We start from the raw sequence: 14,900 nt of genomic DNA, 5'->3' as shown, positions 1-14,900 counted from the left end.
TTATGGCAATAAAGAATGGTAATAATTTTAGATATAACGATATCAATAATAATGAAATAAGAGAGTCCTCTTCTATTCACCCTTTAAGTGATATGAAAAATATCAAGTTACCAAATAAAAATGACATTCACATTAAAAACTTTTGCAAAGATTTAAATGTGAATTTTAATTCAATAATTAAAAAATCAAATAAAATTTTTTCTTTAACTTTTAATAATGTAGATTGAATGATCAGTTTAGAACCTTGCGATGGCGGTGGTAATGATCGAACAAATAAAAAAGAAAAAATGGATAATCCACGAAAAAAAATTGAAATTCCTTTTGCAAATAATAAATTTAAAGAATTAATAAAAAATAATGAAACTATTTTAGTTATTAATGTTTATATACCTTTAAAGAATGAAGAATTAGATTATGGAAACAGGGTCTATGCTATTGTAGAACCTGAAGAAATTTATAATTCCAAATCACTTACCCAAGAGACATGAAATTCTTCTTCTAGATGAATTGAATTGAAAAAAATTTTACAAGTTCTAAATGAAAAAATAATTGTTCAGAATAATAGTAAAAATCTCTTCATATGTAATCGATATGATTTGAAAATGTTGATCTCCAACGAAATTAAAAGTAAATATTTAAATTGCTACAATAATAATCTTTTGAAATTAGTTGATAACTGATTAGAAGTAAAAGATATGGAAAATGATTTAAAAAAATATCAAAAATTTCGAAATATTTTTAGAGAAAAACTTCTATTAGAACGAGGTTGGAAATGCGAAATTTTTAATTGTGAAGTTGGTGGTAAAAACTTATTAAATGCTTCCCACATCAAGCCTGTGCATTCTATTGTTCATGATACAAGAATGGATAAACCTCATAAAATTAAAGAAATCATGGATTCGTGTAATGGATTTTTATTTTGTCCAAATCACGATCGATTATTTGATAGATTTTTAATTTCTTTCACTAGTGGTAAGGGTGAAGTTTTAATTTCAGATGAAGTTAAACATCAAACTAATTATTTTAACTTAATCGATATGCAGCAAACGATAAATATCATAGATAAAAATATGTCGAATTATTTAATTTTTCATAATGATGAATTTTTTAAAAGAAATTATATAAAGGAGAACCAAAATGGAAAATTTTCAAAATAATAATAAAAATTATTATATTGATATTCAACCGAAAACAGATGTTTATTCAACTTTTAGTCGTTTGTCATACAAAACACATACAGCAATTGCTGAATTTATCGATAATTCTACAGCAAGTTTTTTTAAACATGAAAAAGAATTATTAGCAAATGATGAAAGTTATAAATTAAGAATATATATATTCAATGATATTGAACGAAAAGAGATCGAAATTTTTGATAATGCTTACGGGATGGAACAAGAAGATTTTCATAGAGCCTTTATGATCAACGCAAAACCAAAGGATAAAACAGGCAGAAATGAATTTGGGATGGGACTTAAAACTGCAGCTTGTTGATTTGCTAAAACATGAACTATCAAAAGTTCTCAATTGCACAGCAATAAATTGTATAAAGCTTCTTTAGATACAGCGGAATTAGAAAGAACAAAACAAGCAACAATTCCTTTAGAGACATTGAATGATGATTTTGGTTGGCATGGTACTCAAATAATATTAAAGAATTTAAATAAAAGTTTTTCTACAAAAAGACAGAAAAAAATATTATTAGAACAACTAGCAAGCACTTATAGACTTGATATCACACGTGGAAAAATTGAAATCAGGTATGTAGAAAAAGAAAATAACTATGGCAAAATTATATATAAAAATATAGAGGGTCATACTTATGGACAGTGGGAAAATATTTCACCATTACAATATGAATATCCTGAATTTTTTATAGAAAATGATGATACCGAATTAAAAAAATCTTTTAGTGATTTTATTGAATTCGAAGGAAAGCGTTATGACATATCAGGTGTTATAGGTGTTCGTGAAACTGGTGATAGAAAATATGGTGGTTTTTCACTTTTAAGACGTGGAAGAGTGATCATTGGAGGACCTGATTCTAATTACTATAATAGTGAAATTTTTGGTTCTAAAAATGGTTTTGTGTATTTAAGATTGTTTGGTGAAATATATTTAAACGAATGGCCTGTTACACAAGCAAAGGATAATTTTGATTGAGAAAATGGTTTAGAAGATCAATTTATCGAGAAAATGAAAGAAATAACAGCAGAATATCGACATAAATGTGAAACTATAAGAAAAGATAAACCTATTAAACTTAATCCAAAAAAGGTTATTACTGATAATACAGAAATAAGCGAAGGTTTAAAACAAGGTATTAATTTTAACTTAAATAATAATTTTGAAATTAAAAAAGTTGATGTAATCGAACCTAACGTTTTTAACGATAAAACTTTAGATAAAACTTTTGCAATGACTCTAACAAACAATGAAACAATTGAATTAAACTATTCTGTTAACGAAAAAGAATTTAGTGAAAGATGACTTGTTATTACTGAAAATGAAAACAAATATAGAAATTATAATGTAGTTCTTTATCGTTTACATCCCTTTTTCAAGGATTTAAAAATTGACGAAGACTTTCTATTTGCGATTAGAAAATTTGTCATTTCATTAAGTGCAACAATAATCAAATTAAAATATATCAATAATTTTGCAAAAATCGATCCTATGGAACTATTGGCAACATTGAATGATTTACTAAAATTTAATTTCAAAGAAAGAAAATAATATGCCAGTCGATAAATTTATGAATAATTTTAAATTAAAAATTAAAAACATTAATAAACTGAATGACGAAAACATTGACGAAATTTTACAAAATAGTTTAGAAATTAAAAAGAAAATAAATTATAAAATTCAAAACAACATTTCTAACCCCACGGGTCTGATTATTGGAAAAATTCAATCTGGAAAAACATTAAATTTTTTAGCGCTAATTTCAGTTCTTTTTGATGATGACTATAAAATAGCAATTGTTATTGGTGGTGTTGATAAAACATTATTTGAACAAAATAAAAAAAGGATCCATGATGTTTTTGGCGACGATGATCAAGTAACTATTCTTTCGTTAAATAAAGAAACTGAATCTAATGCTGGTAAATATGATAAAGTTCTAAAAATCAAAAAGAAAAATATTATTATCCCTTGTCTAAAAAATAATAATCACATTATTTGATTGTTAAACTTTCTAGAAAAAACAGAATTAATTAGAAAGCAAAAAATTATAATTATTGATGATGAAGGTGATCAATTTTCTCCTGATGGCAATAAAAATAATAATAAAGTTAATAATACATCTATTTTTTCAAATATCAGAAATATAAGAAATATCTTACCCCATCATATTTTTTTATCGGTGACAGCTACTGCACAATTAAACATTTCATTATTGAAAGATTACAAAGATCATTTAAGACCTGACTTTTATCATCTCACTAAACCTGGGAAAAACTACGCAGGTTTAGAAGAGTTTCATAATGAAAATTCTTTTAAATACATAAAACTAATAGAAGATCCAAATGATAAAAAAAGTATTATTGATGCTTTTCATTACTTTTTAATTATAAGTTCTAAATATGCATATGACACAAAAGATAGAAATACCATTTGTTCAATGTTAATCCACGAAGATGTAAAAACTAATGAGCATCGAAGAACCAATGAAATTTTAAAAGAGAGGATTAACGAAATTACAAATCTGCTAGAAATAAAAGAAAATAATGATTTAGAAAAGAAAAATTTAAACAGCGTATTAAATATTCCTTTTAAAGAAATATTCGGAAGAAATTTAAATTTATTGAATGAGCAAGACAATGAAATATTTAAAATTTTAGAAGATAGAATCCATTTTACAAATTCCCAAATTATCAATGGTAAATCCAAAAATAATTTTGAGGGAGATGATTTAAATTTAATTTATATTGGTGGAAATTTATTACAACGAGGCGTAACGATTGATAAATTAATCATAATATATATTACAAGGCGCGGTAAAAGTAAAAGTAATGCTGATACAACTTTGCAAAGAGCGCGATGATTTGGTTATAGAAATAGTTTATTAAACTATATGAAAATTTTTATGTCTAATGAAATTTATAATGATTTTTCAATTTTGGCAAGAGATGAGAAAAAGAGATGAGGTGTTTTAGAAGTTAATGATCCTTATTTTGAAAATGAAGATTCACTAGATGACTTAATCGAAGATTATAGATTTAGTCTTGATCAAAATTCAAAGATGATTCCACATAGAGCCAATGCTGGTAATTTTCAAAAAAACATAAAAGAAAAAAGCAATTCCTGATTGTGACAAACTCATTATTATCCAGATAATCCAAATGAAATAAACGAGTTAGATAATTTAGTGAAAATATCTAACAATCAAAATTATACTAATTCTAGAATTCATAAAGAAATAACATTTAAAAATTATCATAATTTTAAAATAAAATATCCTTCAATATGAAAAGCGTTAATTTTTAAATTAAATGTTAATGAAAAAGAATTCGACAGAATAATAACTGAAACTGATAATGAATTAAAAGTAATTAAGATTAGACATAATGATAATAAGGATAACTTCAGAACTCAAAAAAATATCATATCACTTTCTACAGGTCTAAGTGCTCAGTACATTGGTGATAACAATCTTCATAAACATCCGCTTAATACAGATAAAAACTTAATATTACTTTATGAGTTATTTATAAAAAATAAAAATGGTGAAGAAATTCACCCTTCTGCAATTTATTATGCTTCATTTACTAGAGCTAAAAGTAAAAGTGATAATTTTAAAATAAAGAATTTAACGAACAATATTTAACTTATCAATATGTTAACAAATTATTTATAAATTAAAATAATATTACCATTTATTTCTGTTTTGAAATAAACATTCTTTAACCAAAAAAGTTCCTATTAATAGGAACTTTTTTGGTTAAAAGTATCAATATAATGATCTTGTAAATGAACCGTAGACCACACCATTACCTTTGGCTGCCGATAGTGTGTACATGGTTGTTCAGTCTGCATCATATGTTATCGGTCTATAACCTCATGATCTAGGGTTAGAAGTGAATTTATATAAATCTGTAAAATCAAATAAAGAATATGCTCCTCCGACAGGAAGCGGAATGTTTAATGTTTCTGGTTGCTTTGCAAATTGGCGAAAACAATACTCTAAATCGCTTTCTTCAGTTTGGTAGACTTTGTCGACATCAACTGTGTTGGTACCTTCCCAATTAATATAATTAGCTTGATTATAATATAAAGATGCATAATATCTATCATTATTACCTGTCGGGCGTTTATGCTGTGATCCAAATAAATAAGGACTAGTTAATGAGTATGCGGTTGGTGTAACTGATAAAACCATCGAACCATAAACTAAGCTATTGTTATTAGTAGTAGTTAATAAAATTTGATTTTTAAAATCTCGCCCACCACCTTGAGTGGAACTAGATAAATCTAAATCATATTGATCCATAGTGCTTGAATAACTAAATGAAATATCATTATTAGTAACTGGTGGTCTATCTGGGTAAATTGCTGATAATGCATTTAAAATTGATTGTTCTGTTTGGTCTTTAAAATAAGAGCTATCAGTAGTTACATATGGACTTAAATTGATTTGATCGCTAATGTCTAAAACAGACAAATTAATTCTATCTGTACTATCAAAGATAATTTCTCCTGGAGGAATATTTTGAATTGATGGATCTTTACAATCAATATTAACATAATAAGTCTGTTCTGTTAAATTAGTAAAATTGACATTAGTTCAATCAAAAGTTAATTCTTCAAATAATACAATACTACCGTTTGTCGAATCTAAATAATCATTTAAGGTGATTCAAACTGAATGCTCATAAGATTGCTCAAAGGTTTCGATATCAGCACCTTTGAAGAAGACATTATTGCCTTTTACTGTATCGCTTTTTGTAAAAATATCTTGTGGAATTTCTACAATATTTTGGACCTCTCTACTATTTGCCACTTGCACACTAATAGGAATTGTCACTGCTACCGCAGCTGTTGTTAAAGCTATAACACCTATTAAACCCATTAACAAACGGTTTTTATTAGTTTTTTTATTATCATGAGGTTTTTTATTAACAGGAACATTGTTAATGTTATTGATTGGATTAAAATTATATGATGGATTTAAGGGTTTTAATTGATTATTATATTTAACACCAGTAATTGCTACAGGGTTTGAAAAACTTCCAGAATTTATTATAGGAGCTGGTCTGTTTTCGGAAAAATTATTTCCTTTTTTGTTGATGTTATTAAAAGAACTTTGGCGCTTGTTCATTCCATTTTCCATAAATAACCCCTTGTTTAATCTAATAAAAATGTAATGATTTTATGTCATTTTAACACAAAGAATAAAATATATCAATAGAAACCTATATTTATAAACAATATTACTATTCTATATATTTTTACTTAATAAATAAAAAAAATACAAAATCACTTTATTATAGTATTTCAAAAGAAAATATTTTTAAAAAAATGAATTTAAAAAGTAAATCTGCTAAACAAAAAATTGTAGAAAATGGTCTTTATTCAGTTGATGGATATAACATTGAAAAGGAAATCAATCAATCTGGTTTGGAATCGGATTTTATATCTGTATTAAAAATTTTTGAAAATGAAAAATTAAACAATAAAATATTAAACAATATGAATATGACCGAAAATAATATAATAATAATAAAATTTTACTGTCTTTTTAATATAATGAGATCTAAAGAGTGGAGGAATATTATTAATAATGGAAATTATAGATTATTAGATAAATATATTATAATACTTTATAATTTTATTATTAATTTTTAGTAGGTACCTATATGGAAAATAAAAAATTATTTGATTTAAATATTGAAAAAATATTAGAAAATTGAGAGACTTTTCATGCTATTAGAGAAATAATAGCCAATGCATTAGATGAACAATTATTATCCAAAACAAAGGAAATACAAATTTACAAAAGTAAAAATGAACCAAGCACATGATATATACGTGATTTCGGAAGAGGTCTGCAAAATAAACATTTAACTCAAAATGAAAATATTGAAAAAACTAAAAATGAAAATTTAATAGGTCAATTTGGAATTGGGTTAAAAGATGCCTTGGCAACCTTTCATAGAAAAAACATTAAAGTATTAGTTAAATCTAAATATTTAAATATAAATAAAATTTATATGTCTTCAAAGGAAAATTTTGAAGATATTAAAACATTACATGTGATTATAAATGAACCTAATGATAAAAACTTTTGCGGTACTATATTCGCCATATCAGGAATAGATGATTCTGAAATGGAAAAAGCTAAAAAATTGTTTTTAAATTTTTCTAATGAAAGAATATTAGAAACTAATAAGTATGGTCAAATAATCGAGAAAAATGAGACATCTTGTATATATTTAAATGGAATTAAAGTTGCAGAAGAAACCAATTTTTTATTTAGTTACAATATAACATCCTTAGACAAAAAAATTAAAAAAGCTCTAAATAGAGAAAGAACAAATGTTGGCCGTGTAGCATATTCAGATAGAATTAAATTAATTTTAAAAAATGCTAAAGAAAACCAAGTTTTTGAAGCTTTATGTGAAGAATTAGAAAAAATTGAAGAAGGAATTCAAACTGAGGAAATAGGTTGAACCGATGTTCAAGAATATGTCATAAAAAAATATAGTACGTCAAATAATTCTATTGTTTTTTTGTCTCGAAAAGAATTAGAAAACTGCCCTGGTATATTGGATGAAATAAAAATGAATGGTAAAAAAATAATCTTTATATCAAACAATATAAGAAATAAAATTGAAAATATGAACGATTTTGAAGGAAAACCTATTCAGGATTTAAATCAATTTTTATCAGAATTGAAAGAAAATTTTGAGTATAAATTTGTTGAAGCTCATGAGTTGGAAAATAGAGAATTAAAAATTTTTAATAAAACAGATTCTATAATTAACCTTATCTGTAAAAAACCTAAAGTCATTAAAAATATTAAAATTTCAGAAGTTATGCAAAAAGATACTACTTCATTTATGGAAATACTTGGGATTTGAGATAATGAGACTGGAACTATAATTATAAAGAGATCTCAATTAAAAAATTTAGAGACATATTCTGGAACTTTACTGCACGAAGTAATTCATGCAGTAAGTGGTAAGGTAGACAATACTAGAGAATTTGAAAATGAATTGACAAACACTATAGGAACAATAGTTGATAAAATATTATAAATAATTATTTTTATCAATGATTTTTTTACTTTGATAGTTATTAGTTAATAAAATTATTTCAATAGTTCTTTCTTATGTAAATCAAAATTTATTTTGCGCGTTTTAATGAAATAGAATTATTAAAATATATATAGTAAAATTTTAATTTTAAAACATTGATTCATTGTAATAAATATAATTTATGGAACAATATAAAATTTTAAAGGGTGACTATGCACAACTTAACTGCTAAATTTGTAAATTTGCATTCTAGTGAAATAAGGAATTATTCTGTTAATATGAAATGTTTAAAAATGGAACATTCAGGAATTAATAATGACTTAAAAAATGATATCTGATTTTTAGAGAATGGTTTTGTAATTACTCAACTATTAAAATTAGATCAATAAATTATAGTAGCATTATAAAAAATAGTGCTAATTTCGATGATTATATGTTAACTACGGAAAATATGGCTTATCTTTTTAACTTAAATAGTTGCGATTTATTATTGCAAGATGTTAAAAATGTGGCAGTAGAATTTAGTAAAAATCAGCAATACAAAGAAAAAATTATTAATGCTTTTAAAAAAGATGGCAAAAATATCAAGACAAAAAATGTTTTTATAGGTATGGACTTTGGTGATAAATTTAAGCCTATTTCAGAAATTATAAAAAAAGTATAAATGATTGAAATTTAAAACCTATAAAAATAGACAAAATGCAACACAATGAAGTTATAGATAAAATTCTTTTTAAATCTATGGATAATGCTGATTTTGGTATTTTTAAAATTTCTTCAACAAATGCAAATGTATATCTGGAAATCTGATATATGTTAGGCCAAGATAAAGAAACTATTCTTGTATGCAATAAGGAAAATATTAAAGATGTTAAATTTGATATAAGAAATAGAAATATGGTTATTTACGAAGATGAAAATCAACTAAGAAAAAAATAGATGAAAGAATAACTGATAAATATAAAAAGGACTATGCAATTTAATAATTACAGAAAATAAAAAGTAATATAATATTTTTATTTTTGAGTTTCTATAAATTTAAAATTTATAACATTTTAAACTAACTATTGAGAAAAAAATTAATCACATAATATAAATATATTCATATATATTTTGCATATATTTATATACAATTGAGAAAATATTCGTTTATTTTTATCGTTTAGCGAATTGAATTCTTTCCTCATTTCAGAATCATCATTTTCTGGTTTATATTTATTCCTAATGGCGACTATAAAACCAGTAAAAAAATTACTTAATTTTCCATTTATTTCTCCTAATGACAAAAATTTTTCTCCTATTACTTTTTTCAAGAGTTCTTTTGTAGCTTTAGCATAATCATCAAAATTTTTATTATTTACTTTTTTCAATTCTACACTATTCACTTGAAATGCATACTTAATTATTTGTTTAGTTAAAGAACAAGCATCCATAAAGACATCGTCATATTTTTTCTGTTCTCATAATTCATCTATTTCTTTTATTTTATTTTCAAACTCATTTAATTTAGAAAATTTTTCCAGAATATCTTTATATTCTTCTTTTATTGTCTTAATAATTGAAATATCATATTTAACATTTAATTTGCTTCTAAGATTTATAAGTGACATAAACTCTTCTATTACATTGTTAAACATTATATAAAAATCAATAGTTAAATAATCTTCGAATCATTTGTTTTCATCTTTTCATATCATTTTTATTTGTTTTATCAATCCTATTTCATTGATAAATTGTTTAAAATCAATAGTTAAAATTTCATCAAAAAAATTAAATAATTCTTCTGAATTATTTAATTTTTTCATTTTTCCAGAATAATGTTTTATTTCAAAGGGATAATCACCATACATTAATCTTTTTTTTCTAAAATTATTATAAACTCTTTGCTTTCAAGTTTAATAAACTTTAAAAGTAAGCCATATTGACGAATCATATGGATTAAATCATTTTTTTTATTTTTTTCAATTGCATTTATTGACAAATTAAATAAACTTTTTAAATCAAAAGAAAAAATATTTTTATCATCTTTTATATTAGACATTCTATAACTCCCTAATTAATATTCTGAAAATCATTTTATTAAAAATAAAATATTTTTTTATTCTTCTTCTTTAAAATTCATTGCTTTATCTATACTTTCTTCTACTTTAGGCATTAACTCATTAAACTCTTTAAATAAATCTTTTAGTTCTATAGAAATTTTTTTAATCTCTGCTTTTGCAGCTTCTTTATCGACTACTTCTTCTTCATATCCTACATATCTTCCAGGCACTAATGAATAATCATTTTCTGCTAGTTCTTCTAAACTAACATTTTTAGCAAAGCCAACTTGATTAATATCTTCCCCTTTAGAATGTTTATCATATAATTTAGTAATATCTTCTATTTCCGAAGTTTGTAATTCTCGCAGTTTTTTGCTGATCATTGTACCAATTTCAGTAGCATTGACCATTAGTACTTTGTCAGTTGTTTTATTATTATTAAAAATTCAGATTGATGCGGGAATTCCTGTTGTATAAAACAAGGCGGATGGTAAACCAATAATCATATCCACTTTGTTTTGTTTTAATAATTCAGTTCTAATTTCTTTTTCACCATTTTGGGATGTAGATAATGAACCGTTCGCTAAAACTACTGCTGCTTTTCCTTTGCTACTTAATTTAGACATCACATGTGATAATCAAGCATAGTTGGCATTCCCTTTTGGAGGAATTCCATATTTTCAGCGCGGATCATCTAGTAATTTTTCATAGTTTCATTGTTTTAAATTAAAGGGTGGATTAGTCATAACATAGTCAAATTTTAAATTTAAATGTTGGTCTTCTGTAAAGGTATCAGCTGATTTAACCCCTAAAACTTTATTGTCATCACTGTCAGTTAAAGGAAAATTATTTAGTATTAAGTTTAACTTAGCTAGTTTTCAAGTTACTTGATTAAACTCTTGACCATAAACATTAACCTGGGTAATATCACCCCCATGTGATTCAATGTATCTTTTGGATTGAATTAGAATTCCTCCTGAACCACAAGCAGGATCATAAATGGTTCCATTTAAGGGTTTTATTAAACTAACCATTAATTGAACTATTGATGTTGGAGTATAAAATTCTCCCCCTTTTTGTCCACGGTCTTTAAAAAATTTACCTAAAAAGAATTCATAAATGCGACCAATAATGTCTTCTTTTTCAAAATTTAATTTTTCATCCGAAAAAATCTTCACCACTTCTCCTAAACGATTTTGGTCAATTCCTTCATTGTTATAATTAGTGTTGAAGATCCCTTTTAAAATTTTATTTTTATTTTGAATGGCAATTAAAGCTTCATCAATAACTTGACCAATTTGGGGAGAATTAGCATGATTAATAATATGCTTTCATGATGATTTTTCCGGAACAATAAAGGCATCATATTCTCCATATAATTCATCTGGCTCAATATCTGATAGTTCTAAACCATCCTGTTTTAATTTTTCAATTGCTGTATCAAATTTATCTGAAATATATTTTAAAGATAGAATCCCTAAGATGGTGTGCATATATTCTTCAGCTGACATATTACCACGTAATTGATCAGCTGCTTGTCATAGTTTGGTTTCGATTTCTTTAATTTGCATTTTAATGTTATTACCCTTCTAAAATATTTTTTTATTTATTTTGTTATTCAGTTGTCTAAATTATTTGATTTATCTAAAAAATAATCAGGATTAATTTCAATAGATTTTTTAATTTTATCAATAATTAAACCAGAAGTTTGATTAGAATCTTTTGGCGGATAATTATATTTAGTTTTTAAGATTTTTTTTAATTCTAATGTCATACTGCTAATAAATTTTTGATTTTTAAATTGGGTTTTATCCTTAATTTTCCCCTTAATTGCTTTCATTAAATCAACAGCAATTTGTCTTAAAACTTGGGAATTATTATTGCGACTTAGAAAAGCATCATCTGCTAACACTTCAAAAAATTCTTGTAAATTTTTGTCATTAAATTCTGGTGCTTCATTGGTTTTGTTGGTAACATCTTTTGCTAACTCTTGTAGTAATTCAATAGTTCTTTGGACATCTACTTCTTCTTGCATATCTTCAATAATTTTTCTTAATCTTTCTGATATTTTTTCTGAAAAAACTGGTCGAATTTTTCTTAGCTCTGCAATTTTTGAATTAATTGCTGTAGTTAATTTATCAACTGCCACTAAGGGGTTAGTTTTTTTCAATTGTTCTGCTTCTTCTTCAAGAATTTGAGCAATTTTATTAATATCTTTATTAAGTACTGTGGATTGCACTTTTACTTCTGATTCATCAGAATTCAAAGCATTCTCAATCATTTCAGCAATTGTTTTGCTGGTTGACGATAATAAATCATCAGTTTCAATATCTTTTTTTGCAGCTACTTGCTTAATGATTTGAATGTTTTTGGCAACCACTGAGAGATACTGTTCCAAAATTGTAAAGGATGATTTGAAAGCGCTACGAATCTTTGCTGCCAACTTGTTAAATTGTTCGTGTTCTTGTTTAGTTAAACTTAAAACTACATCTACTTGTTTATAAATAAAGTCAAATAGTTCCTTGCTGTTTAGTTTATACGATTCTTGAATGCCAGGAATATAGTTATCTTCCATTGCTTGAATACAATCAATTAATTTGGTTTTTTCTTTGGCAATATCTTCTGGGATAATGTCATATTGTTTTTCTTTACCATTAGCATATTCCACTAATGCCTCACTTAGATTTTTTCAAATTCCTAAGTAATCAACAATTAAACCTGATTCTTTTTTAACATCTTCACTTTCTTGGTATGTTCGATTAACCCTAGCAATAGCTTGCATTAAATTATGTCACTTCATCATTTTATCAAAGTACATAACATCTAAATCAGGGACATCAAAACCAGTCAATCACATATCGACAATGATAGCAATTTTGTATTTAGAATCTGGTTTTTTAAATTCTTCAGCCACATTATTGATATCTTTTTTATCAACAATTGTTTTAGTCATATCACTTTCATCTTTATTACTATGTGTCATCACTAAAACCGTTGATTCTTTACGGTCTGGTTCTACTTGCAGAATAGCTTTGTAATACTCATAAGCTGCTTGTCTAGTTGATGCAACAATAAAAGCTTTACCATGTAAAGTTTTTGCTCGCCTTTTTAAATGTTCTAAAATATCTTTGGTTTTAGTTAAAATGATTTTAGGATTTTCTAAAATTGGTTTTAATTTTAAGGAATTTAATAAGGCGTCAATTTTGTCTTGAGCATTAGGATCATCGTCATGTAATTGATCAATGTACATTTGTTGGTATTGATCCATTCGTTTTAATTCATCTTCATTTAGTTTTAAATCAATGTGGCGTGATTCATATAAAATGGGGACTGTGGTTCCATCTCGAACTGAATCATTCATAGAATAAGTATGGTTATAAGTTCCGAAAATAGCTTGGGTTTTTTTCTCAATTCCTAGTAAAGGAGTTCCGGTAAAACCAACAAATTTGGCATTAGGAAAAGCATCACGCATATAACGAGCATAACCAAATTTCATAATTACTTCTTTGGCTTGTTCATCAATTTGTTTTTCCCCCTCAATGTTGTTTTGGCTACGGTGTGCTTCATCAACTAAAATAAAAACATCATCACGTTTTGATAATAATTTGGCATCTTGGGTAAATTTTTGAACTGTAATAAAGTAAATTCCAAAATTCTTTTTATCTTTTAATTTAGTTACTAGTTCTTCACGTGAATCAATACTTTCTGATTCACTAAATAGATATTCACTTGCTTGTTTAAATCTTTTATATAATTGACGATCTAGCGAGTTTCGATCAGTAATAACTATGATGGTCGATTGAGGAAATTGAGTTAAGATTCTGCGAGTTAACATTAACATTGTTACTGACTTACCAGACCCTTGAGTATGTCACACTAATCCCCCTTTATTATCTTGGGTAGTGATTAATTTGTGCATTGTTTTATCAATAGCTGCAATTTGGTGTGGTGCTGCTAAATATTTTGTTTCATTTTGATTATCAAAAAAAGTTAAATCTTTAATCACATTGTGAATAAACTGTTTATTAAACAAATAATGGATTGGATTATCACTATTATCATTATTTCATAAGACTCTAACATATCGATTATAATGAGATGTAATTGATCCAAATTTAGTATCATTACGATTGGAAATTACATCAAATAAATTATATGTATATAATTCTGGGCAAAAACGTTTTAAAGATTGATTTTGTTTTCAAGCATCCTCTAAGTTTTGATTAGCCACTGGTGATTTTAATTCGATTACTGAAATTGGTAATCCATTTAAAAAAATTACTATATCTGGAATACGTTTAGTTTCACCATCAGAAATTTCAAATTGACGTACAAAGGTATAGTTATTATTATTTAAATTTTTATCATCATATAATTTAATTGTTAACGATCTCTTTTGTTTCTCATCATAAACCTTAACCCCCTCTTTTAAATATTTAAAACCTTGAACGTTAAAACTTAAAGCATCAATTTCAGAAATTTTCTTTAATTCCTGAATAGCTTTTTTGGCAATTGAACTATCAACTTTATTAATCAATATTATTTGTTCTTGTAATTCTACTCATGAGATTACTGTTTTCAGATCATCTCTCTTAATATC

13 protein-coding genes are annotated in these 14,900 nt (G+C 25.4%); 8 read left to right on the top strand and 5 right to left on the bottom strand.

Annotated features, from left to right (window positions below):
* Positions 1-2: 2 nt before the first annotated feature.
* Genes AAHM77_RS00525 through AAHM77_RS00515 form a run of 3 tightly spaced genes read left to right on the top strand, consistent with a single transcriptional unit; the run spans position 3 to position 4,828 of the window.
* Positions 3-1,157: an HNH endonuclease gene (locus AAHM77_RS00525; protein WP_342252183.1), complete on the top strand. Its 1,155-nt coding sequence runs from the start codon at positions 3-5 to the stop codon at positions 1,155-1,157.
* Positions 1,138-2,736: an ATP-binding protein gene (locus tag AAHM77_RS00520; protein WP_342252182.1), complete on the top strand. Its 1,599-nt coding sequence runs from the start codon at positions 1,138-1,140 to the stop codon at positions 2,734-2,736. Before AAHM77_RS00525 ends, AAHM77_RS00520 begins: the two co-directional genes overlap by 20 nt.
* Before the next feature lies 1 nt (position 2,737).
* The gene (locus AAHM77_RS00515; RefSeq protein WP_342252181.1) at positions 2,738-4,828 is read left to right on the top strand and encodes a Z1 domain-containing protein; all 2,091 of its coding nucleotides are present in this window, start codon (positions 2,738-2,740) and stop codon (positions 4,826-4,828) included.
* A 114-nt stretch (positions 4,829-4,942) separates the two neighbouring features.
* Here AAHM77_RS00515 and AAHM77_RS00510 read toward each other — a convergent pair whose 3' ends face one another.
* Complete coding sequence (locus AAHM77_RS00510) at positions 4,943-6,331, bottom strand: hypothetical protein (RefSeq protein ID WP_342252180.1); 1,389 nt, start codon at positions 6,329-6,331, stop codon at positions 4,943-4,945.
* A gap of 188 nt (positions 6,332-6,519) precedes the next feature.
* Between AAHM77_RS00510 and AAHM77_RS00505 the strand changes: the two genes are divergently transcribed.
* From AAHM77_RS00505 to AAHM77_RS00485, 5 genes are all read left to right on the top strand, one after another.
* Positions 6,520-6,846 (top strand): hypothetical protein, encoded by a 327-nt coding sequence (locus AAHM77_RS00505; RefSeq protein WP_342252179.1) that lies wholly within the window; start codon positions 6,520-6,522, stop codon positions 6,844-6,846.
* An 11-nt stretch (positions 6,847-6,857) separates the two neighbouring features.
* The gene (locus AAHM77_RS00500; protein WP_342252178.1) at positions 6,858-8,258 is read left to right on the top strand and encodes an ATP-binding protein; all 1,401 of its coding nucleotides are present in this window, start codon (positions 6,858-6,860) and stop codon (positions 8,256-8,258) included.
* Between the two features lie 212 nt (positions 8,259-8,470).
* Entirely contained in the window at positions 8,471-8,647 is a 177-nt protein-coding gene (locus AAHM77_RS00495) for a hypothetical protein (RefSeq protein ID WP_342252177.1), read from the top strand.
* A gap of 44 nt (positions 8,648-8,691) precedes the next feature.
* Positions 8,692-8,922, top strand: a complete 231-nt coding sequence (locus AAHM77_RS00490; protein WP_342252176.1) for a hypothetical protein — start codon at positions 8,692-8,694, stop codon at positions 8,920-8,922.
* A 35-nt stretch (positions 8,923-8,957) separates the two neighbouring features.
* Positions 8,958-9,197: a hypothetical protein gene (locus tag AAHM77_RS00485; RefSeq protein WP_342252175.1), complete on the top strand. Its 240-nt coding sequence runs from the start codon at positions 8,958-8,960 to the stop codon at positions 9,195-9,197.
* A 140-nt stretch (positions 9,198-9,337) separates the two neighbouring features.
* On the opposite strand, the gene AAHM77_RS00480 is transcribed toward AAHM77_RS00485, so the two are convergent.
* The 4 genes from AAHM77_RS00480 to AAHM77_RS00465 form a co-directional block, all read right to left on the bottom strand.
* Positions 9,338-10,108, bottom strand: coding sequence for a hypothetical protein (locus AAHM77_RS00480; protein ID WP_342252174.1), 771 nt, complete (start codon positions 10,106-10,108; stop codon positions 9,338-9,340).
* A complete protein-coding gene (locus tag AAHM77_RS00475; protein ID WP_342252173.1) occupies positions 10,108-10,299 on the bottom strand; it encodes a hypothetical protein in 192 nt (63 codons plus the stop codon). The genes AAHM77_RS00480 and AAHM77_RS00475 overlap by 1 nt, the downstream gene beginning before the upstream one ends.
* Positions 10,300-10,356: 57 nt before the next feature.
* On the bottom strand, positions 10,357-11,871 hold the full coding sequence (locus AAHM77_RS00470; protein ID WP_342252172.1) for a type I restriction-modification system subunit M: 1,515 nt from the start codon (positions 11,869-11,871) through the stop codon (positions 10,357-10,359).
* A gap of 35 nt (positions 11,872-11,906) precedes the next feature.
* Positions 11,907-14,900 (bottom strand): type I restriction endonuclease subunit R (locus AAHM77_RS00465; RefSeq protein ID WP_342252171.1); only part of this gene is annotated, 2,994 nt, incomplete at its 5' end.

It is taken from the genome of Spiroplasma endosymbiont of Amphibalanus improvisus (assembly GCF_964030645.1).
In the GTDB taxonomy this organism is placed as follows: Bacteria; Bacillota_I; Bacilli_A; order Mycoplasmatales; family Mycoplasmataceae; genus CAXIPX01.
Note: the sequence above shows the minus strand (reverse complement) of the source record. Positions and strands in the feature narration are given on the sequence as shown.